This window comes from Nonomuraea sp. NPDC004186, from assembly GCF_053603495.1.
On the sequence record NZ_JBSGFQ010000052.1, the window covers coordinates 12,383 to 33,144 of the forward strand.

General features: G+C 73.3%; 16 protein-coding genes and 1 pseudogene. 9 read left to right on the top strand and 8 right to left on the bottom strand.

Annotated features, from left to right (window positions below; translation table 11 throughout):
- Positions 1-12: 12 nt before the first annotated feature.
- From ACWEPL_RS35055 to ACWEPL_RS35065, 3 genes are all read right to left on the bottom strand, one after another.
- Complete coding sequence (locus ACWEPL_RS35055) at positions 13-1,167, bottom strand: NAD(P)/FAD-dependent oxidoreductase (RefSeq protein ID WP_363965010.1); 1,155 nt, start codon at positions 1,165-1,167, stop codon at positions 13-15.
- Positions 1,168-1,232: 65 nt separating this feature from the next.
- On the bottom strand, positions 1,233-2,189 hold the full coding sequence (locus ACWEPL_RS35060; protein WP_355195561.1) for a LysR family transcriptional regulator: 957 nt from the start codon (positions 2,187-2,189) through the stop codon (positions 1,233-1,235).
- A 9-nt stretch (positions 2,190-2,198) separates the two neighbouring features.
- Positions 2,199-5,024 (bottom strand): FAD-binding and (Fe-S)-binding domain-containing protein, encoded by a 2,826-nt coding sequence (locus ACWEPL_RS35065; RefSeq protein WP_452438737.1) that lies wholly within the window; start codon positions 5,022-5,024, stop codon positions 2,199-2,201.
- A gap of 67 nt (positions 5,025-5,091) precedes the next feature.
- Here ACWEPL_RS35065 and hglS point away from each other — a divergent pair, with 67 nt between their 5' ends.
- The gene (gene hglS / locus ACWEPL_RS35070; RefSeq protein WP_452438738.1) at positions 5,092-6,498 is read left to right on the top strand and encodes a 2-oxoadipate dioxygenase/decarboxylase; all 1,407 of its coding nucleotides are present in this window, start codon (positions 5,092-5,094) and stop codon (positions 6,496-6,498) included.
- A gap of 62 nt (positions 6,499-6,560) precedes the next feature.
- Here hglS and ACWEPL_RS35075 read toward each other — a convergent pair whose 3' ends face one another.
- Together ACWEPL_RS35075 and ACWEPL_RS35080 are read right to left on the bottom strand one after the other, a co-directional pair.
- A complete protein-coding gene (locus ACWEPL_RS35075; protein WP_350727636.1) occupies positions 6,561-7,316 on the bottom strand; it encodes a GntR family transcriptional regulator in 756 nt (251 codons plus the stop codon).
- A 67-nt stretch (positions 7,317-7,383) separates the two neighbouring features.
- On the bottom strand, positions 7,384-8,259 hold the full coding sequence (locus ACWEPL_RS35080; RefSeq protein WP_452438739.1) for a citrate/2-methylcitrate synthase: 876 nt from the start codon (positions 8,257-8,259) through the stop codon (positions 7,384-7,386).
- A gap of 115 nt (positions 8,260-8,374) precedes the next feature.
- Between ACWEPL_RS35080 and ACWEPL_RS35085 the strand changes: the two are divergent.
- A pseudogene (locus ACWEPL_RS35085) lies at positions 8,375-9,567 on the top strand (RNA-guided endonuclease InsQ/TnpB family protein); the annotation flags it as partial.
- Positions 9,568-9,601: 34 nt separating this feature from the next.
- On the opposite strand, the gene ACWEPL_RS35090 reads toward ACWEPL_RS35085, so the two are convergent.
- Positions 9,602-10,819 (bottom strand): CaiB/BaiF CoA transferase family protein, encoded by a 1,218-nt coding sequence (locus ACWEPL_RS35090; protein ID WP_452438740.1) that lies wholly within the window; start codon positions 10,817-10,819, stop codon positions 9,602-9,604.
- Between the two features lie 157 nt (positions 10,820-10,976).
- Here ACWEPL_RS35090 and ACWEPL_RS35095 point away from each other — a divergent pair, with 157 nt between their 5' ends.
- The 3 genes from ACWEPL_RS35095 to ACWEPL_RS35105 are packed head-to-tail and all read left to right on the top strand — an operon-like array spanning position 10,977 to position 14,697.
- Positions 10,977-12,053 (top strand): NAD(P)-dependent alcohol dehydrogenase, encoded by a 1,077-nt coding sequence (locus tag ACWEPL_RS35095; protein WP_452438741.1) that lies wholly within the window; start codon positions 10,977-10,979, stop codon positions 12,051-12,053.
- Complete coding sequence (locus ACWEPL_RS35100) at positions 12,050-13,450, top strand: aldehyde dehydrogenase family protein (RefSeq protein WP_452438742.1); 1,401 nt, start codon at positions 12,050-12,052, stop codon at positions 13,448-13,450. The genes ACWEPL_RS35095 and ACWEPL_RS35100 overlap by 4 nt, the downstream gene beginning before the upstream one ends.
- Positions 13,447-14,697 carry a cytochrome P450 gene (locus ACWEPL_RS35105; protein WP_363974898.1) on the top strand — a complete coding sequence of 417 codons (1,251 nt, stop codon included), beginning with the start codon at positions 13,447-13,449 and terminating at the stop codon, positions 14,695-14,697. Before ACWEPL_RS35100 ends, ACWEPL_RS35105 begins: the two co-directional genes overlap by 4 nt.
- On the opposite strand, the gene ACWEPL_RS35110 is transcribed toward ACWEPL_RS35105, so the two are convergent.
- A complete protein-coding gene (locus ACWEPL_RS35110) occupies positions 14,698-15,180 on the bottom strand; it encodes a hemerythrin domain-containing protein (protein ID WP_363974895.1) in 483 nt (160 codons plus the stop codon).
- 115 nt (positions 15,181-15,295) lie between these two features.
- Between ACWEPL_RS35110 and ACWEPL_RS35115 the strand changes: the two genes are divergently transcribed.
- Together ACWEPL_RS35115 and ACWEPL_RS35120 are read left to right on the top strand one after the other, a co-directional pair.
- A complete protein-coding gene (locus ACWEPL_RS35115; protein ID WP_452438743.1) occupies positions 15,296-17,005 on the top strand; it encodes an ABC transporter transmembrane domain-containing protein in 1,710 nt (569 codons plus the stop codon).
- A gap of 28 nt (positions 17,006-17,033) precedes the next feature.
- Complete coding sequence (locus tag ACWEPL_RS35120; protein ID WP_452438744.1) at positions 17,034-18,812, top strand: ABC transporter ATP-binding protein; 1,779 nt, start codon at positions 17,034-17,036, stop codon at positions 18,810-18,812.
- Between the two features lie 4 nt (positions 18,813-18,816).
- On the opposite strand, the gene ACWEPL_RS35125 is transcribed toward ACWEPL_RS35120, so the two are convergent.
- A complete protein-coding gene (locus ACWEPL_RS35125) occupies positions 18,817-19,305 on the bottom strand; it encodes a DUF4396 domain-containing protein (RefSeq protein WP_363974886.1) in 489 nt (162 codons plus the stop codon).
- A gap of 194 nt (positions 19,306-19,499) precedes the next feature.
- On the opposite strand from ACWEPL_RS35125, the gene ACWEPL_RS35130 reads away from it, so the two are divergent.
- Together ACWEPL_RS35130 and tnpA are read left to right on the top strand one after the other, a co-directional pair.
- Entirely contained in the window at positions 19,500-20,147 is a 648-nt protein-coding gene (locus ACWEPL_RS35130; protein WP_452438745.1) for a nucleoside/nucleotide kinase family protein, read from the top strand.
- A 214-nt stretch (positions 20,148-20,361) separates the two neighbouring features.
- Entirely contained in the window at positions 20,362-20,760 is a 399-nt protein-coding gene (gene tnpA, locus ACWEPL_RS35135) for an IS200/IS605 family transposase (RefSeq protein WP_452438777.1), read from the top strand.
- The last annotated feature ends 2 nt before the right edge of the window (positions 20,761-20,762 follow it).

A 20,762-nucleotide genomic window follows, 5' to 3' on the forward strand; every position in this document is an offset into this window, starting at 1 on the left:
GGGATCTCCTTGTCAGACGATGTTGATCTCGGGCCTGGCCCCGGACAGGGCGAAACGGCCCGCGTCGAAGCCGGTGACGTCCACGAACGGCGTCCGGCCCAGGTAGAGGTCGCGGACCACCTCGCCGACGGCCGGGCTCATCAGGAAGCCATGGCCGGAGAAGCCGGTGGCGTAGATGAACCGCTCGACGCCGGGGGCGGTGCCGATGAGCGCGTTGTGGTCCGGCGTCACCTCGTACAGCCCGGCCCAGCCGGTGGCGATGCCGGTCTCCATCAGCGCCGGGGCGCGGCGGGCCATGGCCTCGCCGAGCCTGGGCAGCCAGGCGTCGGAGCGGTCGAGCTTGAACCCCGGCGTCTCGTCCGGGTCGGACATGCCGAGGAGCAGCCCGGGGCCCTCGCGGTGGAAGTAGAACGTGGTGCCGAAGTCGATGGTGAACGCCATCGGCGGCAGGTCCGCGACCGGCTCGGTGACCAGGATCTGGCGGCGCAGCGGGGCCACCGGCAGGTCGACCCCCGCCCACTCGCCGACCGGCCGCGACCAGGCGCCCGCCGCGCAGATCACCGTGTCGGTCTCGACGCGGCCGCCCTCGGTCCGGACGGCGACGATGCGGCCGTCCACGACCTCGATGCCGGTCGCGGCGCAGTTCGGCAGCAGCCGCGCGCCCAGCCGCCGGGCCGCGCCGGCGTAGCCGAGCACCACGGACTCGGGCGTGCAGTGGCCGTCGGTGGGGGAGTAGGCGGCGGCCAGCAGCCCGTCGGTGTCGATCAGCGGCGACAGCTCCTTGGCCTCCCCGACCGGGATCATCCGGCTGGGGACGCCGAGGTCGTTCTGGATCGCCACGTTCTTCTCGAACTCCGCGACCGACTCGGGGGAGTCGAGCAGGAACAGGTAGCCGGGCTTGTGCAGGTCGATCTCCTGCCCGAAGCGCTCGGCGAAGGTCTCGAACGTCTCCAGGCTGCGTACGGCGAGCTCGATGTTGACCCGGTCGGAGAACTGCGCGCGCACGCCGCCGGCCGCCTTGGAGGTCGAGCCGGAGCCCAGCGGCCCCTTGTCGATGAGGACCACGTCGCGCACGCCGGCCGCGGCCAGCGCGTACGCCGAGCTGACGCCCATGGCGCCGCCTCCGATGATGACCACCGAGGCCCGCGCGGGCAGGTCACGTCCCATTGATCGGCTTCCTTCCTCACGTACCGCATTCAGGATCAGGGATCGGACAGAGCCGGAGGAAGCGGTCAAGCCTCGGCATCTGTGGGTGAGGCGTAAGAAGTTCTTATGCTCCGGGGGAGGTCGTCCTCCAGCCGGGCCGCGGCCAGCCGCAGGGAGCACACGGCGCCGGTCACCGCCGGGTTGGCAGCGGCGGTCCGGTGCACGGCGGCGATGCGCCGGCGGGCCTCGACCCCGTCGAGCCCGGTCGCGACCACGCCCTCGCCGGGCAGGTGCGCCAGCGCCGGGACGAGCGCCACCCCCAGGCCGGAGCGTACGAACCCGTGGATGACGCCGTAGTCGTTGCTGCGGTAGTCGACCTGCGGTTCGTAGCCCGCCCGCGCGCACAGCCGGCGCAGGCAGGAGGCCCCGGAGGTGCCCTCCCGGGTGGAGACCCACGTCTCGTGCTTGAGGTCGTCGAGCGCGACCGCCCCGGCGGCGGCCAGCGAGTGCCCCGCGGGCAGCAGGAGCAGCAGCTCCTCCGCCAGCAGCGGGATCTCCCGCAGGTCGCGCGGCCAGGCGCGGGGCACCAGGTCGTAGCGGTAGACCAGGGCCAGGTCGAGCTCGCCCGCCCGGACCAGCGGGATCAGCTCGTCGGGCTCCCCCTCGTCGAGCAGGGTCTCCACCGCCGGGTGCGTCTGCGCGTACGCGGCCAGCGCGATCGGCAGCAGCCGCTGGCTCGCGGTGGGGAAGCTGCCCAGCCTGAGCCGGCCGATCGTGCCCTCGGACATGCCGCGGACGTCGTCCTCCAGCGCGTCCAGCGCGGCCAGCACCTCGTACGCCCGCAGCACCAGATACCGGGCGGCCGGCGTGGGCGTGATCGTCTGGGCCCCGCGCTCGAACAGCGGCATCCTGACCGCCCGCTCCAGCGCCGCGATCTGCTGCGAGACCGCGGACCCCGTGTAACCGAGCCGCCTGGCCGCGGCGGCGAACGAGCCCGCGTTCAGCACGGCGGTCAGCGTCCGCAGGTGGAGCGGGTTGAGCATAAGCAGACCTTACGGCAGCCGGTCGGCGAGGAGCTGGGCCAGGTGGGTGCCCTGCCGGGCCGACAGATCGGCGATCTGCGTGCGGCAGGAGAACCCGTCGGCGAGCACGGCCGTCCCCGGCGCAGCCTCCCGGATCGCCGGGAGCAACTGGTGCTCGGCCACCGCCACGGACACGTCGTAATGCCCCTTCTCGACGCCGAAGTTGCCCGCCAGCCCGCAGCACCCGCCCAGCCGGGTCACCCGCGCGCCCGCCTCGCGCAGCAGCCGCAGGTCCTGCTCCCAGCCCATGACCGCGTGGTGGTGGCAGTGCGGCTGGGCCACCACCGTCACCCCGTCGAGCGCGGGCGGCCGCCAGCCGGGCGTGCCGGACAGCAGCTCGGCCAGCGTGCGGGTCATGCGCGCCACCGGCCCGGCCACCGCCTCGTCCAGCAGCTCCAGCGCGTCCGAGCGCAGCACGGCCGTGCACGACGGCTCCATCCCCACGATCGGCACGCCCTGCCCGGCGGCCTCGGCCAGCTCGGCGACCGTGCGGCCGAGGATGGCCCGGGCCGCGTCCAGCTGCCCGGTGGAGATCCACGTGAGCGCGCAGCACTGGCGGCGCTCGCTGATCCGCGGGCGGTAGCCGGCGGCCTCCAGCACCTTCACGGTCGCGCGGCCGATCTCCGGCGCGAAATGGTCGGTGAAGGTGTCGACGAACAGCATCACCGGCCTGCCCTCCGCCGGTCGCCGCCGCTCGAACCAGGCCCGGAACGTCTCCCGCGCGAACTCCGGGAGCCCGCGCCGCCGGTCCACCCCGGCCAGCGCCGGCAGCCCCGGCACCCGCATGAGCGCGTTCACCGCCCGCGGCATCCGGCTCGCCAGCCGCGCCCAGCGCGGCAGCCGCCCCAGGGAGTAGTGCGTGAGCGGGCGGACGCGGCCCTTGTAGGTCTGGTGGAGCACCTCGGACTTGTACGCGGCCATGTCGATCCCCGTCGGGCAGTCCGAGGCGCAGCCCTTGCAGGACAGGCAGAGGTCGAGGGCCTCGTGGACCTCGGGAGAGCGCCAGCCGCCGGTGACGCCGGAGCCGTTGATCATCTCCTGGAGCACGCGGGCGCGGCCCCGGGTGGAGTCCTTCTCCTCCCTGGTGGCCAGGTAGGAGGGGCACATCACCCCGCCGGCCGCGGTGTTGTCGGCCCGGCACTTGCCCACGCCCGTGCAGCGGTGCACGGCCTGGCCGAAGTCGCCGCCGTCGTGGCGGTAGGCCAGGGCCAGGCTCTCGCGCACCGGGCGGGCGGCCGGGACGCGCAGGTCGGCGTCGAGGGGGCGGGGCCGTACGAGCACGCCGGGGTTGAGCACGTCGCCCGGGTCGAAGATCGCCTTGACCCCGGCGAACAGGTCGATCGCCGCCTGCGAGTACATGAGCGGCAGCAGCTCGCTCCTGGCCCGGCCGTCGCCGTGCTCGCCGGACAGCGAGCCGCCGTAGCCGGCGACCAGCGTGGCCGCGGCCACCAGGAAGGCCCTGAACTCCTCGCGCCCGCCCGGCCGGTCCAGCGGCACGTCGAGCCGGATGTGCAGGCAGCCGTCGCCGAAGTGCCCGTACGGCAGGCCGGTCAGGCCGTGCCCGGCCAGCAGCGCCTCGAAGTCGCGCAGGTAGCGGCCCAGCATCTCGGGCGGCACGGCGGCGTCCTCCCAGCCCGCGTGGGCCGGACGCCCGGCGGGACTGCGCCCCGACAGGCCCGCGCCGTCCTCGCGGATGCGCCAGAGCGCCGCGGCCTCGGCCGGATCGGTGACGACGAGGGCGTCCTCGCCGCCGGCCGCCACCCGGGCGGCCCGCTCCCGCACCTCGGCCGCGTCGTCGCCCGCGACCTCGACGAACAGCCAGGCGGCGCCGCGCGGCAGCGGCGGCACCGCGCCGGGGCCCCGTCGCAGGCGCACCACGTCGACGATGCGCGCGTCGATGCCCTCGCAGGCCGTCGGCCGGTGCTCCAGCACTCCCGGCGCGGCGTCCCCGGCGGCGGCGATGTCGGCGTAGCCGAGCACGACCAGGGCGCGGTACGCCGGATCGGTCACCAGCCGCACCGTCGCCTCCGTGAGCACCGCCAGCGTGCCCTCGCTGCCGACCAGCAGGCGGGCCACGTCGAACCCGCGCTCCGGCAGCAGGTGCTCCAGCGCGTATCCCGACATCTGCCGCCCGAACCGGCCGAACTCGGTCCTGATCGTGGCGAGGTCGGCCATCGCGAGGTCCCGCAGCGCGGCCGGTATGCCCTGGCCGCTCAGGCCCGGCGCGTCGGAGGCGCCCGGCAGGTCCAACGCGGCCTGGGCGGGCAGGTCGAGCGCGGTCCCGTCGCCGGCCACGGCCTTGAGCCCGGCGATGTTGTCGGACGTGCGGCCGTAGCCGAGCGTCCTGGAGCCGCAGGCGTTGTTACCGATCATGCCGCCGATCGTGCAGCGCGTGTGGGTGGACGGGTCGGGGCCGAACCTGAGCCCGTACGGGGCCGCCGCCCGCTGCAGGGCCGCCGGGACCACGCCCGGCTGCACCACCGCCGTGCGGGCCTCGGCGTCGACCCGCAGCACCTGGTCCATGTGGCGGCTGAAGTCCAGCACCAGGCCGGGGCCGATCGCGTTCCCGGCGACCGACGTGCCGCCACCGCGCGCGGTGAGGGGGATCTCGTGGCGCGCGCACAGCTCGATCGCCGTCGCCACGTCCTCGGCGGACCTGGGCCGGGCCACCAGCAGCGGCGGCACCCGGTAGAGGGAGGCGTCGGAGGAGTGGAGCGCCCGCGACGTGGAGTCGTCCAGCACGTCGGTGACCCCGCGACGGCGGAGGTCGGTCGCGAGAGCGGCTGCGCGGTACATGAGTAGCATGCTACATGCGACCCATGTAGCATGCTACTCGCTTCCGGCGGCGAGGAGAGAAGGCACGATGGTCGACGCGACCGCACTCCGGGCGGCTTTCGCCCGGCGCCTGTCAGCGATGTACGGCACCGAGGTCCCCGCGTACAACACGCTCGTCGACGTCGCGCAGGAGGTGAACCGCGAGGTGCTGGCCCGGATGGGCGCCGGCGCCGAACGCCTCGGCTCCATCGGCCGCGTCACCGCCGAGCGGCACGGCGCGATCCGCGTCGGCACCCCGGCCGAGCTGGCGCAGGTCGCGCGGATCTTCGGCGCGATGGGCATGTACCCCGTCGGCTACTACGACCTGCGCGAGGCGGCCAGCAGCTCCGTGCCCGTCGTCTCCACGGCCTTCCGCCCCGTGGACGAGGCCGAGCTGGCCGCCAACCCCTTCCGCGTGTTCACCTCCATGCTGGTGACGGGCGACCGGCGGTTCTTCGGCGCGGACCTGGAGCGCCGGCTCGGCGAGTTCCTGGGGGCGCGCCGGCTGTTCCCGCCGCGCCTGCTCGACCTGGCCGACCGCGCCGAGGCCGAGGGCGGCCTGGACGACGAGGCGGCCGAGGAGTTCCTGACGCTCGCCACGCGGGCGTTCGAGCTGTCCGCTGAGCCGGTCTCCCGCAGCTGGTACGCCGAGCTCGAACGCGTGTCAGCCGTGGCCGCCGACATCGGCGGAGTGGCCTCCACCCACGTCAACCACCTGACCCCGCGCGTGCTCGACATCGACGCCCTCTACGCCCGCATGAGCGAGCGCGGCATCACCATGATCGACGCCATCCAGGGGCCGCCCCGCTGGGACGGCCCCGACCTCCTGCTGCGCCAGACCTCCTTCCGCGCGCTGGCCGAGCCGCGGCTGTTCAGGGAGGACGACGGGCGGGTCGTCCAGGACGACCTGCGGGTGCGGTTCGGGGAGGTGGAGGCGCGCGGCATCGCCGTGACGCCCGCCGGACGCGCGCTCTACGACGAGCTGTCGGCCGAGCTGGACGCGCTGCTCGCCGGGCAGCGGGTCACCGCGGACGAGCGCAACGCCGCCGGGGCCAAGCTGTGGGCGGACCGGGTGCCGCGCGGCGAGGCCGAGCTGGCCGCGGGCGACCTCGCGTACTTCACCTTCCACGTCCTCGACGCCCGCCCCGGCGGCGCCGCGCCCGCCGACCTCGCGACGCTCCTGGCCGACGGGTGGATCGGCGCCCGGCCCATCGTGTACGAGGACTTCCTGCCGCGCTCGGCCGCCGGCATCTTCCAGTCCAACCTGACCTCCGACGGCGCCAAGGACGTGACGGCGGCGGGCGCGGACTTCGGCCCGGAGGCGCTGGCCGCGGTGCTCGGGCGCCCGCTGCACGACCCCTACGAGCTGTACGCGTCGACCCGGGCGGCCTCGCTGGCCCGCGTCCGCGACGAGCTCGGCCTGGCCCGGGAGATCGCACTGCCCCAGGCTCGCTAACCCGGCTGCGGCTCGTCGATGATGGCCCGATGGCCCGGCTGCGGGTCTTCGGCGATGGCTTGTTAGCCCGGCTGCGGCTCCTCGACGATGGACGCCCACAACGCGTCCACGTCGACCGGCTCGCCCTGGGCCCTGGCCGCCTGCCGGGCCAGGATGAGGCCGGTGTTGGTCAGGTGGGCGCGCATCGCGCGCACCGCGCCCTCGGCGTCCGCCGCCGCGACGGCCGCCACGATCGGCTCGTGCTCCTCGTGCACCTGCCGCAGCGTGCGGGAGCGGTCGTCCGTGGATGTGCCGAGGATGCGCATGGTGTCGCGCAGCCCGCCCACGATCGCGCGGGCCCTGCCGTTGCCCGCCGCGACCAGGAGGCGGTCGTGCAGCGCCTGGTCGAGCTGGAAGAACAGCGCCTCGTCGGCCGCCTCGACCGCCGCCGCCATCTCCTCCATGGTCGCCCGCAGCGCCGCGCCGAGCCCGGCGGCGTCGCCCCTGGCTGCCCGCCGCGCGGCGGGCAGCTCCAGAGCCAGCCGCACCCCGAAGATCTCGACGATCTCCCGGGGATGCGGCAGCACGACGCGGAACCCGCGGTTGCGCTCGACCTGCACCAGCCCCGCCTCGGCCAGGCGCAGCATCGCCTCGCGGACCGGACTCCTGGAGACGTTGAGCTGCTCGGCCACCTGGTAGACGGAGTAGAGCCGGCCGGGGACCATCGCGCCCGTGTGCACCGCCCGGCGCACCTCGGAGATCACCTGCTCGGCCAGCGACCGGCCCGCGTGCGGCAACGGCTGCAGCTTCAGCTCGGCGTGTTCGCGGGTCGGCGGCATGTCGGCATGTTACCCGTACGGGACCGGCGGCGATCATGCGCCGCCCGGCGGGCGTTTCAGCGCCGTTTCAGCGCCGGGCGGCGGGCAGATCGCGTGGCTCCGGCCCCCGGTAGGCGGGCAGCAGCGGGGGCGGTATGGGGCCCTTGATACGCCTGCCCTCGCCGTGCTCCTCCCACGCGTGCGCCAGGACGCCGACCGCGCGTGACAGGACGAACAGGCCCCTGCCCAGCTCGGGCGCGAAGCCGAGCTCGCTGTAGACGATGGCGGTGGCGCCGTCGACGTTCATCGGCACCGGCGCCAGCTGCCGCTCGATCTCCAGCCCGATCCGCAGGTACGCGCCCTCGACCACGCCGTCGCGGACCGCGTCCTCGACCGCCCGCACGAGGGGGTCGCGGCGCGGATCGCGCGGGTGGAAGCGGTGGCCGAACCCGGGGAAGTACCGCTTGGCACCCCGATACCCGTCCAGCACCCCCGAGACCGCGTCCGAGACCGCCCCCGCCAGACCGGCCTCCGTCGGCTCGGTCCCCGCAGGATCGGTCCCCGCAGGCTCGGCTCCCGCCGGGTCTGCGGTGGTTCGCACACGGATGTCGGCCAGCACGGCCATGCACTCCTGACCAGCGCCCCCGTGTACGTCGCCGAGCAGCCCGACGCCCGTGGCCACGGCGGTGTTGAGGCCGACGCCGCAGGTGGCGGCCATGCGGGCGGCGGCGATCGAGGGCGCCTGCGGCCCGTGGTCGACCCCGGACACCAGCGCGGCCTCGAACAGCGCGGACTGCCCGGGAGAGGGCACCTCGCCGCGCAGCATGAGCCAGATCGTGTCGGCGAACGACAGCCGGCCGATGAGCTGCTCGACGGGATAGCCGTGCAGCCGGATGACGCCGGGGGAGATGTCGGATATGGCGGTGGCCCACCATCCGGTCACCTGCTCAGTCGTGGTGCTCATCGAATCTCCTTGGCGTGAAAACCCCGTTCTTAAGGGCAGGGAGGGTACGTGGAATAGTGCGGCGGGATCGAACGTGTGCACGATGCGTGACTGATCGCGTACTGGAATGTGAACTGTGGAGCAGACCGTGAAGCGGGCCTACAAGTACCGCTTCTACCCGACCCCCGAGCAAGCTGAAGAGCTCGCCCGGACGTTCGGCTGCGTCCGCCTCGTCTACAACAAGGCGCTGGAGGAGCGCACCCGCGCGTACACCATCGACGGGCGTCGCGTCTCCTACGGGGAGTCGTCGGCGGCCCTGACCGCATGGAAACGCAGCAGCGACTACGACTTCCTGTCGCAGGTCTCCTCCGTGCCGTTGCAGCAGGCGCTGCGCCACCTCCAGGCCGCGTTCGCGAACTTCTTCGCCAAGCGGGCCGACTACCCTACGTTCAAATCGCGCAAGAAGGCGCGGGCCTCGGCCGAGTACACCCGCTCGGCCTTCCGCTGGCGCGAGGGCCGGCTGTGGCTGGCCAAGATGGACGCGCCACTCGACATTTGCTGGTCGCGTCCGCTGCCGGAGGGCGCCGAACCGTCCACGGTCACCGTTTCCCGGGACGCGGCGGGCCGTTGGTTCGTCTCCCTCCTGACAGAAGAGACGATCACTCCATTCCCGCCGGTGGAGCAGACAGTGGGGATGGATGCGGGCATCACCGCCCTGGCCACACTGTCCCCCGGAGAGAAGATCATCAATCCCCGCCACGAACACCGCGACCGGCGCAAACTGGCCAGGGCTCAGCGGGCGCTCGCCCGCACGGCCAAAGCGAGCGCCAACCGCGCCAAGGCCCGGCTCAAAGTGGCCCGCGTTCACGCCAGGATCGCCGACCGTCGCCGGGATTTCCTGCACAAGCTCACCACTCGACTTGCCCGTGAGAACCAAACGGTCGTGATCGAGGACCTCACCGTCCGCAACATGGTCAAGAACGGCAAACTCGCCCGAGCCATCTCCGACGCCTCGTGGCGGGAGCTGCGGAGCATGCTGGAGTACAAGGCCGCCTGGTATGGCCGGGCCGTGATCGCGGTGGACCGCTGGTTCCCCTCCTCCAGGCTGTGCTCGGCTTGCGGGAGCGTGCAAGACAGGATGCCGCTGAACGTCCGGAAGTGGGCCTGCGCGTGCGGCGCGATCCACGACCGGGACGTCAACGCGGCCCGCAACCTCTTGGCCGCTGGGCTGGCGGACAAGTAAAACGCCTGCGGAGCTGGTGTAAGACCTCAACGAGAGTCCTCTCGGGCGGGCGGCCGGCGGTGAAACAGGAACTTCCATGGGCGACCGTGGGGATCCCTCTCGATTTCGAGAGGAAGGAAGTCAAATGGCTCCTTCCTGGTGCAGGTGGGCGATGTCGGTGTCGGAGTAGCCGAGGGTGCGCAGCACCGCGTCGGTGTGCTCGCCGAGCCTCGGGGGCGGGCCGGCGGGGGCCAGGGGGCGGCCGTCCACGTGGGCGGCACCGCCCAGCAGCACGAGTTCGCCGCCGCCGGAGGCGGGGGAGGGCAGTCGGTGCAGCAGGCCGCGGTGCTCGACCTGCGGCGAGCGCAGCGCCTGCGGGACGGTGACCACCGGCGCGGCGGGCACGCCGGTCGGCAGCAGGATCTCGTCCCACTCGGCCGCCGACCTGGTCTTCAGCGTCTTCTCCAGCTCCTCGCGCAGAGCATCGCGGTGGGCCTTGCGGTCGTCCCTGGTGCGGAAGCGGGGATCGCTCATGAGCTCCGGCCGGCCCAGCACCCGGCAGAGGGTCTCGAACTGCTCCTGCTTGTTGGCGGCGATGTTGAGCTGGCCGTCGGCGGTCTCGAAGGTGCCCGACGGCGCCGACGTACGGTTCTCGTTGGCCATGGCCACCGGCTCCCGCCCGGCGACGAGGTAGTCGGAGACCACCCAGCCCATCCCCGTGAGCGCGGCGTCCAGCATGGACACGTCCAGGTGGGCGCCCTGGCCGGTGCGGAGCTTGCGGTGCAGGGCGGCGGCCACGGCGAAGGCGGCGGTGATGCCCCCGGCGCTGTCGCACACCGGGTAGCCCACCCGTACGGGCGCGGTGTCCGGGGTTCCGGTGACGCTCATGATGCCCGCCAGGCCCTGGATCACCTGGTCGTAGGCGGGGCGCTCGCGCATGGGCCCGGTGGCGCCGAAGCCGGACAGCGCGCAGTAGACCAGGCCGGGGTTGATCTCGCGCAGCCGTTCCCAGCCGAAGCCGAGCTTGTCCAGGACGCCGGGGCGGAAGTTCTCCAGCAGCACGTCGGCCTCGCCCAGCAGCCTGGTGAAGACCTCGCGGCCGGAGGCGTGCTTGAGGTTGACGGTGACCGAGCGCTTGCCCGCGTTCTGCGCCAGGAAGGAGACGCCGAGGTTCTCGCCGCTGAGGCGGGGGTCGGCGCCGAGCTGGCGGGCCAGGTCTCCGGTGCCGGGGATCTCCAGCTTGATCACGTCGGCGCCCATGAGGGCGAGCTGGTAGCCGGCGTACGGGCCGGACAGGACGTTCGTCATGTCGAGCACGCGTACGCCGTCGAGCAGCCGCGGTGATGAGTTGTCGGTCATCGAACCCCTGTCCGTACCGCTATGTGGTCCAAAAATACCGTACAGCGGTTCAGGCGGACGTGTCGATGACCGCGCCGCATGCTTGACACGCCCAGGGAACGGCCATAGCGTCGCCATTGAATTGGACAGCTCCGTCCAAAAAAGCCCGGGGGGAGTGATGCGAGCTCGAGCGGCGGTCCTGCGCGACCCTGGCAGGCCGTTCACCGTCGAGGACGTCTCGCTCGCCGCGCCCGGCCCCGGCGAGGCGCTGGTCCGCGTGGCGGGCGCGGGCATGTGCCACACCGACGTGCTGTTCCGGGGGCTGGCGGAGCTGCCGATGCCGATGGTCTTCGGGCACGAGGGCTCGGGGGTGGTCGAGGCGGTCGGCCCCGGGGTGACCCGCGTGGCGCCCGGCGACCACGTCGTGATGAGCTACGACTCCTGCGGCTGGTGCGGGCGGTGCGTGACCGGCGCGGCCTCGTACTGCGACGAGTTCATGGCGCGCAACCTCAGCGGGGTGCGCGCGGACGGGTCGGCCGGGGCCACCGGGAGCGGCGGCGAGCCGGTCGCGGCCCGCTGGTTCGGCCAGTCCTCCTTCGCCACCCATGCCGTCGCCACCGAGCGCAACCTGGTCACCGTCGACAAGTCGCTGCCGCTGGAGCTGCTCGGACCGCTGGGCTGCGCCCTGCAGACCGGCGCGGGCTCGGTGTTCATCGCCCTCAAGGTCCGCCCGGCCGACGCCATCGCGGTGTTCGGCGCCGGGGCGGTCGGCCTCGCGGCGGTCATGGCCGCCAAGGTCGCGGGCGCCGGCGAGATCGTCGCCGTGGACCTGCACGCTTCCAGGCGCGAGCTGGCCCTGGAGCTCGGCGCCACCCGGGCGCTCGACGGCGCCGACCCCGGCCTCGCCGACGCCGTCGGAGAGGTGGACCACTCCTTCGACACCACCGGCGTGCCGGAGGTGATCCGCACCGCGATCGCCGTGCTGCGCCCCGGCGGGTCGTGCGGCCTGGTCGGCGCGGGCGGCGGCGAGGTCACGCTGCGGCCGACCGCGCTCGCCGGGCGCACCGTCCGCTTCATCCTGGAGGGCGACGCCGTGCCCCAGCAGTTCATCCCCATGCTGATCGGGCTGTGGCGGCAGGGCCGCTTCCCCTTCGACCGGCTGATCCGCACGTACCCGCTGGGCGGCATCAACGACGCCGAACGCGACTCCGCGAGCGGCGCCACGGTCAAGCCCGTCCTGCTGCCGGCCTCATGACGGACTTCGCCATGACCGTCGGCGGCGCCGCGGCGGCCGGCGCCGGCACGTTCGACGTCGTCGACCCGGCCACAGGCGAGGTCTTCGCCCGGGCGCCCGACTGCGGCGCCGACCGGCTCGACCAGGCCATGGCGGCCGCCCGCGCGGCCTTCCCGGCCTGGCGGCGCGACGAGCGGCACCGCCGTGACCTGCTCAGGGAGGCGGCAGGCGCGCTCGAGGCCGCGGCCGGCCGGCTCGCGCCGATCCTCACGGCCGAGCAGGGCAAACCCCTCAAGGACGCCCGGCGCGAGGTCGCCACCGCCGTGACGTGGCTGCGCTACTACGCCGACCTGGACCTGCCCCGCGAGGTGTCGCAGGACGGCTCCGCCGAGGTGATCCGGCGCCCGCTCGGCGTGGTGGCCGCCATCACGCCGTGGAACTTCCCGATCGCCCTGGCCATGTGGAAGATCGCTCCGGCTCTGCGCGCCGGCAACACCATGGTGCTCAAACCCTCCCCGTACACGCCCTTGACCACCCTGGCGATGGGGGAGATGCTTGCGCAGATCCTCCCGCCCGGCGTGCTGAACGTCATCAGCGGCCGCGACCCCCTCGGCGCCCTCATGACCGCCCATCCCGTACCTCGCAAGATCAGCTTCACCGGCTCGACGGCCACCGGCAAGCGCGTCGCCGCGGCCGCCGCCGAGGACCTCAAACGGGTCACCCTGGAGCTCGGCGGCAACGACCCGGCCATCGTCCTCGACGACGCCGACCCCGGGCGGATCGCCGACAGCCTGTTCTGGAGCGCGTTCGCCAACAACGGCCAGGTCTGCCTGGCGGTCAAGCGGGTCTACGCGCCGGAGCGGCTGTACGACGACCTCGTCGAGGCCCTGGCCGTACGGGCCCGGTCGGTGCGGGTGGACGCCGGCACCGCCGACGGCGCCCAGCTCGGCCCGATCAACAACCGCCCGCAGTACGAGCGCGTCGCCGGCCTGGTCGGCGACGCGCTGGAGCACGGCGCGGTGGCCGCGGCCGGCGGCCGGCCGATCGACCGGCCCGGCTACTTCTACCAGCCCACCGTCCTGTCCGGCGCGACGGACGGCACGCGCGTCGTCGACGAGGAGCAGTTCGGCCCGGCGCTGCCCGTCATCGCCTACCGCGACCTCGGCCAGGCCGTCGAGCGCGCCAACGGCACCGCCTACGGGCTGACGGCGTCGGTGTGGTCGCCCGACCTGGACCGGGCCGCGCGGGTGGCGGCCGAGCTGGACTGCGGCCAGGTCTCGATCAACGCCCACGGCCGCGGCGTCCGCCCCGACCTGCCCTTCGGCGGCCACAAGTGGAGCGGCCTCGGCGTCGAGAACGGCCCTTGGGGCCTGTACGGCTACACCGAGCTCCAAGTCCTGATAGGGAATCAATCATGAACATGACCATCGAGCAGGCGGGGCTCATGCTGGCCGACCCCCTCGCCTACGCCGACGAGCCGCGGCTGCACCAGGCGCTCACCCTGCTGCGCCGGGAGGCCCCGGTCCATCTCGTGGAGGCGCCCGAGTACACGCCCTTCTACGCCGTCACCCGGCACGCCGACATCATGCGGGTCGAACGCGACAACGCCCTCTGGCTCAGCGCGCCGCGCCCGGTCCTGGGCAAGAAGGCGTTCGAGGAGCACGCCAGGCAGCAGGCGGCGCAGGGCATCCAGTTGAAGACGCTGGTCCACATGGACGACCCCGACCACCGGGTGGTCCGGGCGATCGGCGCCGACTGGTTCCGCCCCAAGGCCATGCGCGCCATGGAGAGCCGGATCCAGGAGCTCGCCCGCCGCTACGTGGACCGGCTGGCCGAGTACGGCGGCGAATGCGACTTCGCCACCCAGGTCGCGGTGCACTACCCGCTGTACGTGATCCTCTCCCTGCTCGGGCTGCCCGAATCCGACTTCCCCCGCATGCTCAAGCTCACCCAGGAGCTGTTCGGCGGCGCGGACGCGGAGACCAGGCGCGGGGACACCGCCGAGGACCAGTTCGCGGTGCTGCTCGACTTCTTCGCCTACTTCCAGCAGCTCACCGCCGCCCGCCGCGCCCACCCCACCGAGGACCTCGCCTCCGCCATCGCCAACGCCCAGGTGGACGGCAAGCCGCTCAACGACATGGAGACGGCCTCCTACTACGTCATCATCGCCTCCGCCGGCCACGACACCACCAGCTCCACCGTCGCCGGCGGCCTGCACGCCCTCATCGAACACCCCGACCAGTTGGCCCGGCTGCGCGAGGACCCCGGCCTGCTGCCGTTCGCGGTCGACGAGATGATCCGCTGGGTCACCCCGGTCAAGGAGTTCATGCGCACGGCCTCGGCCGACACCAGCCTCAACGGCGTGGACATCAAGGCGGGCGAGTCGGTGCTGCTGTCCTACCCGTCGGCCAACCGCGACGAGGAGGTGTTCACCGACCCGTTCGCCTTCGACGCCGGCCGCGACCCCAACCGCCACCTGGCCTTCGGGTTCGGCGTGCACTACTGCCTCGGCGCGGCGCTGGCCCGGATGGAGCTGAAGGCCCTGTTCGCCGAGCTGCTGCCGCGCCTGGAGAGCGTCGAGCTCGCCGGCCGGCCGGAATGGAGCGCCACGACCTTCGTCGGGGGCATCAAGCACCTGCCCATCCGGTACAAGCTCCGCCGCTGATCAAGACATGAGGAAGTCGGGCCTGGCCCGGCGCCACTCCGGGGTGTCCAGCGCGTTGAGCGCCGCGACGATCCGTTTCTCCTCGTAGACGAAGTGCGTCTCCATCAGCGCGGCGAGGCTGTCCAGCTCGCCGCGCACCAGGACCGGGTCGTGGTCCCGGCCGAGGCCGTCGAGGAGCGCTTGTAACCGCCGCAGGGAATCGTCCACCAGCCGGTGGTCGCGGCGCAGCTCCTCCAGCACCGGTCGCAGCTCGGGGAAGCTCCGGGCGAGCTCGGGGAAGGCGCCGCCGTCCTCGCCGGTGTGGTGCCGCTCCAGCGCGGAGCAGAAGGTCAGGCAGTGGGTACGCAGGTCGCGGGGGAGCGCGCCGCCCGCGAGATAGGCCTCGACGTCCTCGCGCAGCGCGTCGAGCTGCTCGCGGAGCCAGAGGTGCACGTCGATCAACTGGTTGCCGAACGCCTCCAGGCGTCCGTCGGGTGTTTCCATGGTCGTCCCATGTTTCGGCGCCTCCATGCCCTCGGCGATCTGTTTGCCGGGTGCACCGCGACGCTGGGACGTACCCCATCATCGTTCCGGCGATCGGTCAAATAGGGTGAAGTTCGTGGAACCTGGGACTCCTGACCGCCGAGGCGCCGGACGATACCTGTGGTGGCTGGTCAGGAGTCAGCCCGGCCGCATCGCCGTCGGCGCGTTGCTGGGCTCCGCCTGGATGGTCTGCCTGACGCTGCCGCCGTACTTCCTGTCCCGCGCCATCGACGACGGCCTGGCTCCGGGAGACAAGCCCGCGCTGGCCGGCTGGACCGCCGCCGTGCTCGGCGTCGGCGTCCTGAACGCCTGGCTGGCCATCATGCGCCATCGCACGATGACCAGGGTCCGGATGGACGCATCGTTCCGCACCGTACAGGTGGTGGTGCTGCACGCGACGCGGCTGGGCGCGGCGCTCCCGCGCAAGGTCACGGCCGGGGAGGTGGTGACGATCGGGTTCGGCGACGCCGGCCTGATCGCCCACGCGCTGACCATCACCGGCCCCGGCGTCGGCGCGGTGCTCGCCTATGTCGTCGTGGCCGGGCTGCTGCTGGCCGTCTCGCCGCTGCTGGCCGCGGTGGTGCTGCTGGGCGTGCCGTTGCTGGTCATGCTGGTCGGGCCGCTCCTGGGACGGCTGCGCGGCGCCGAGACGGCGTACCGGCTGCGGCAGGGCGAGCTCGCCGCCCGGTTCGGGGACATCGCCGGAGGGCTGCGGGTCCTGAACGGCATCGGCGGCAAGGACGTGTACGCCGAGCGCTACCGGCGCGGCTCCCAGGAGCTCCGGGAGAAGGGCTACCAGGTGGGCGCGGTCACCAGCTGGATCCACGCTCTCGGGGTCGGCCTGCCCACGGTGTTCCTCGGCGCCGTGACGTGGCTGGCGGCCCGGATGGCCGCGCAGGGCGACATCACCACCGGCGAGCTGGTCGCGGTGTACGGGTACGCCGGCGTGCTGGTGGTGCCGGTCACGAACCTCATCGAGACCGGCTACGGCTTCAGCCGCGGCCTCGTGGCCGCCCGCCGGGTCATCCACTTCCTCACCCTCGAACCGGACGTCACCGGCGGCGACGCGGATCCGCCCGCGTCGCCCGCGCCGCTGCGCGACCCGGCCTCCGGCGTCGAGATCGCGCCGGGGATGCTGACCGCGCTGGTCAGCGCCCGGCCGGGGGACTCGGCCGCGGTGCTCGACCGGTTGGGCGGGTTCACCGCGTCGGCCGCGACCTGGGGCGGGATCCGGCTCGACACCATCGACCCGGTACGGGTCCGCGAGCGGATCCTGCTGGCCGACAACGAGGCGGACCTGTTCGCCGGCATGCTGCGGGACGTCGTCGCCGGCCGGCACGACCCCGGCGACGAGGCCGTGGGCCGGGCGGTCCACGCGGCCATGGCCGAGGACATCGTCCGGGGGCTGCCGCACGGGCTGGACTCCGCCGTCGACCCCCAGGCCCGCAACCTGTCCGGCGGGCAGCGCCAGCGCGTCCGCCTGGCCCGGGCCCTGCTGGCCGACCCGGAGATCCTGCTGGCGGCCGAGCCCACCTCCGCCGTGGACGCCCACACCGAGGCGACCATCGCCGCCCGGCTGCGCGAGGCGCGAAGGGGCCGTACCACGGCGGTCACCACGACCTCGCCGCTGCTGCTGGACCGGGCGGACACGGTGTACTACCTCGTGGACGGCTCGGTCGCGGCGGCCGGCGAGCATCGCGACCTGCTGCACGAGCACCCGGGCTACCGCCTGCTGGTGTCACGCGACGACGAGCCCAGCACACCGCCCGAGCGGGCCGCCCGATGACCGGATCCCCGCCCGAGGAGGCCGCGCGATGACCGAGCCGCAGCCCGTCGCCCAGCCGGCCCGTGCGATGACCGGGGCCCTGCCGGTCGCCGAGCCGGCCCGGGTGCGGCGGGCGGCGCTGCGCCTGATCCGCCTGGATGGCCGCGCCTTCGCCGCCATGATCGCCCTCAACGCCCTGGCCGCCGTCGCGGGGCTGGCCGGGCCGTGGCTGCTCGGCCGGATCGTCGACGCGGTCAAGTCCGGTGCCGGGGCCGCCGCCGTGGACCGGCTGGCCCTGGCCATCCTGGCCGCCGCCCTGGTCCAGCTCGTCCTGTCCCGCTACGCGGGCCACGTCGGCCACCGCTTCGGCGAGCGCACCCTGGCGCGCATCCGCGAGCGGTTCACCGAACGCGCCCTCGACCTGCCCGTCTCGGTGGTCGAGCGGGCCGGCACGGGCGACCTGACCACCCGGGGGACGACCGACGTGGCCGCGCTCGGCGCCACGCTGCGCGACGCCGGGCCGGACGTCCTCATCGCCGCGGTCCAGGCGGCGTTCATCCTGGCCGCGGTCTTCGTGCTCGATCCGCTGCTGGGCGCCTGCGGGGTGCTCGGCCTGCTGGGCATCTGGTTCGCCGCCCGCTGGTATCTGCGCCGCGCGATCCCGGCGTACCTGGCCGAGGGTGAGGCCAACTCCGCGCTGGCCGAGCAGCTCGCCGCCACCACCGCCGGCGCCCGCACCGTCGCGGCGCTGCGCCTCGAACACCGCCGCATCACGGCCTGTCAGGCGGCGATCGGCGAGTGCCGCCGGACCCGCGTCCGGACCCTGTTCCTGCGCAGCGTCCTCTTCCCCGTCGTGGACGTCTCGTACGCGATCCCGGTGGCCGGCGTGCTGCTGGTCGGCGGCCTCATGGCGAACGGCTCCATGACCCTCGGAACGGTCGTCGCCGCCGCCCTCTACCTCCGCCAGCTCGGCCAGCCCCTGGACACGATCCTCCTGCACCTGGAGGGCATGCAGAGCAGCGGCGCCTCGTTCGCCAGGGTCGAGGGCCTCGCCCTGGTCCCGCGGCCGGCGCCGGCCACCGGGCCGGAGCTCGTACCGGACGGCGACCGGCTCGTGGCCGCCGGCGTGCACTACGCCTACGACGGCGGCCCCGACGTCCTGCGCGGGGTGGACCTGACCGTCCGCCCCGGCGAGCGGCTGGCGATCGTCGGGCCCTCGGGCGCGGGCAAGACCACGCTGGGCAGGCTGCTGGCGGGCGTGGACGCCCCGCGCACCGGCACGGTCACCGTCGGCGGCGTTCCCGTCGTCGCCCTCGACCCCGGCCGCCTGCGCGAACGCGTCGTCCTGGTCACCCAGGAACACCACGTGTTCCTCGGCACGGTACGCGACAACCTGCGCATCGCCGCCCCTTCCGCCACCGACGCCGAGCTGCGCGCGGCCCTCGCCACCGTCGGCGCCGACTGGATCGACGACCTCCCGGACGGCCTCGGCGCCGATCTCGGCCCCGGGGGCCACCGGCCCGACGGCGCGCAGGCCCAGCAGCTGGCCCTGGCCCGCGTCGTACTGGCCGACCCCCACACGCTGATCCTCGACGAGGCCACCGCGCTGCTGGACCCGAGGACCGCCCGCCACACCGAGCGCGCCCTGGCCGCCGTGCTGGACGGCCGTACCGTCATCGCCATCGCCCACCGCCTCCAGACGGCCCACGACGCCGACCGGGTGGCGGTCATGCAGGAGGGCCGCCTCACCGAGCTCGGCACGCACCACGACCTCGTCGCGGCCGGGGGCCCGTACGCCGAGCTCTGGCGCTCATGGCACGGGGAGTGAACGCTCAGTGGCCCTGGTGGTACTGGTGCGTCACCGCATGGCCCTTGCCCCGTGAGATGAGCCACTTGTTCACCGGCGTGGTCAGCACGAACGCCACCAGCAGCGAACCGGCCAGCGCCACCCAGAACAGCCAGTTCGACAGGCCCGCGTCCATCGCGCCGGGCACGAGCAGCATCACCGCGTTGTCCAGGATCTCCATCATCGCGATGGAGATGGTGTCGGCGGCCAGCGCCACCCTCAGCGCGGTGCGGAAGTCGACACCGGCCCGCAGCACGCCCCGCATGGTCAGCGCGTAGCCGAACACGAAGGCCAGCGCGACGGACAACACCACGGTGGTCAGGTTGGACAGGCCGGCGGCGGTGCCGATGATCATGCCCAGCACCTCGCCGATGGCGCAACCGGTCAGGCAGTGCAGGGTCGCCTGCGCGGCCATTCCCCACGTGGCCGCGGGCGGGGCCTCATGGTGTGCGTGGTGGTGCTCGCTGTGATCCATACGATGCTCCTTAGTAGAGGGGAGACACATTGTAGGGGTATGGGGTATATCGCTAATCGGGGGCGGGGCGTGGATAAGCTTGCGGCTCCTTGGCGACATATCGCGCTAAATCCGTATTCGAGGAGAATCTTGAGCCCTACCCAGCCACCCGCCGCCCACCGCTTCCCGGCGGTCCCGCTCGCCGGAGGCGTCCGGTGACCGGCGCGCGGCTGATCGAGCGCGTACGCGGGCTGGCCGCGTCCGGCGAGCGCGTCGTGGTGGGCATCGCGGGATGCCCGGGCGCGGGCAAGTCCACGCTGGCCGGCTGGCTGGCCGAGAACCTCACCTCCGCCGGGCTGCCGGCGGTTTGGGTGCCGATGGACGGCTTCCACCTGGCCGACGTCGAGCTCGAACGCCTCGGGCGGCTGCGCCGCAAGGGCGCCATGGACACCTTCGACGCCCACGGCTACCTGGCGCTGCTCCACCGCCTCCGCGCCGAGACCGGCACCGTCGTCTACGCCCCGTCCTTCGACCGCGAGATCGAGCAGCCGATCGCCGGCGCCATCCCGGTGCCGCCGGCCGCGCGGGTCGTGGTCAGCGAGGGCAACTACCTCCTCGCCGACGACGAGGCGTGGCGGCGCGTGCGGGGGGCCATGACCGAGGTCTGGTACGCCGAGATCGACGACCGCGTCCGCCTGGACCGGCTCACGAGGCGGCACGTCCAGTTCGGCAAGACCCCCTCCCAGGCCGCCCGCTGGGTCGCCGAGGTCGACGAGCCCAACGCCGCCGCCATCCGCACCACCCGCGACCGGGCCGACCTCCTGGTAGATCTCGCTACCCTGTCACCGTCCCCGCGCCCCTGAACCGCCCGCAGGCCGCCCCCGGCGCGCAGGACCGGCGACCTGGCACCGGTGCTGAAGGCCGTGCGGCGGGTGCGGTCCGTGCCAGGTCGGCCTGGCGTTGATCGGAGATTTAGGGCGCGGTCCTCTGGCTTCAGCCAAGGGGGTCAGCCCTTCTGCCGAATCTTTTGAGCGGTAGAGAGATCAACTCCGTATATTGATCCGGGCGGCTGTGACCTTGTGTCAACAGCTACGCACGAACGGCAATGCCGCCTTCCGGTGCGCTTTTCACGTGGTGTGGTGCCCCAAGTGCCGCAGGCGGGCGCTGGGCGGACGGATCGAGACGCGACTGAAAGAGCTGATCCGCGAGGTGATCGAGGAGAAGGGGGCATGTCCGGTGGAGATGGAGGTCATGCCCGACCACGTTCACCTGCTGGTCGAGGTGGATCCGCAGTTCGGGATTCACAAGCTGGTCAAGGCCATCATGAGCCGTTCCTCTCGTGTCCTGCGTCTGAAGTTCCCGAGCTTGGCGTCGGAACTTCCGATGCTGTGGACCAACTCCTCCTTTGTGGCCACCGTGGGCGGGGCACCTTGGGATGTGGTCAAGCGGTACGTCGAGAACCAGGAGAACCGGTGATC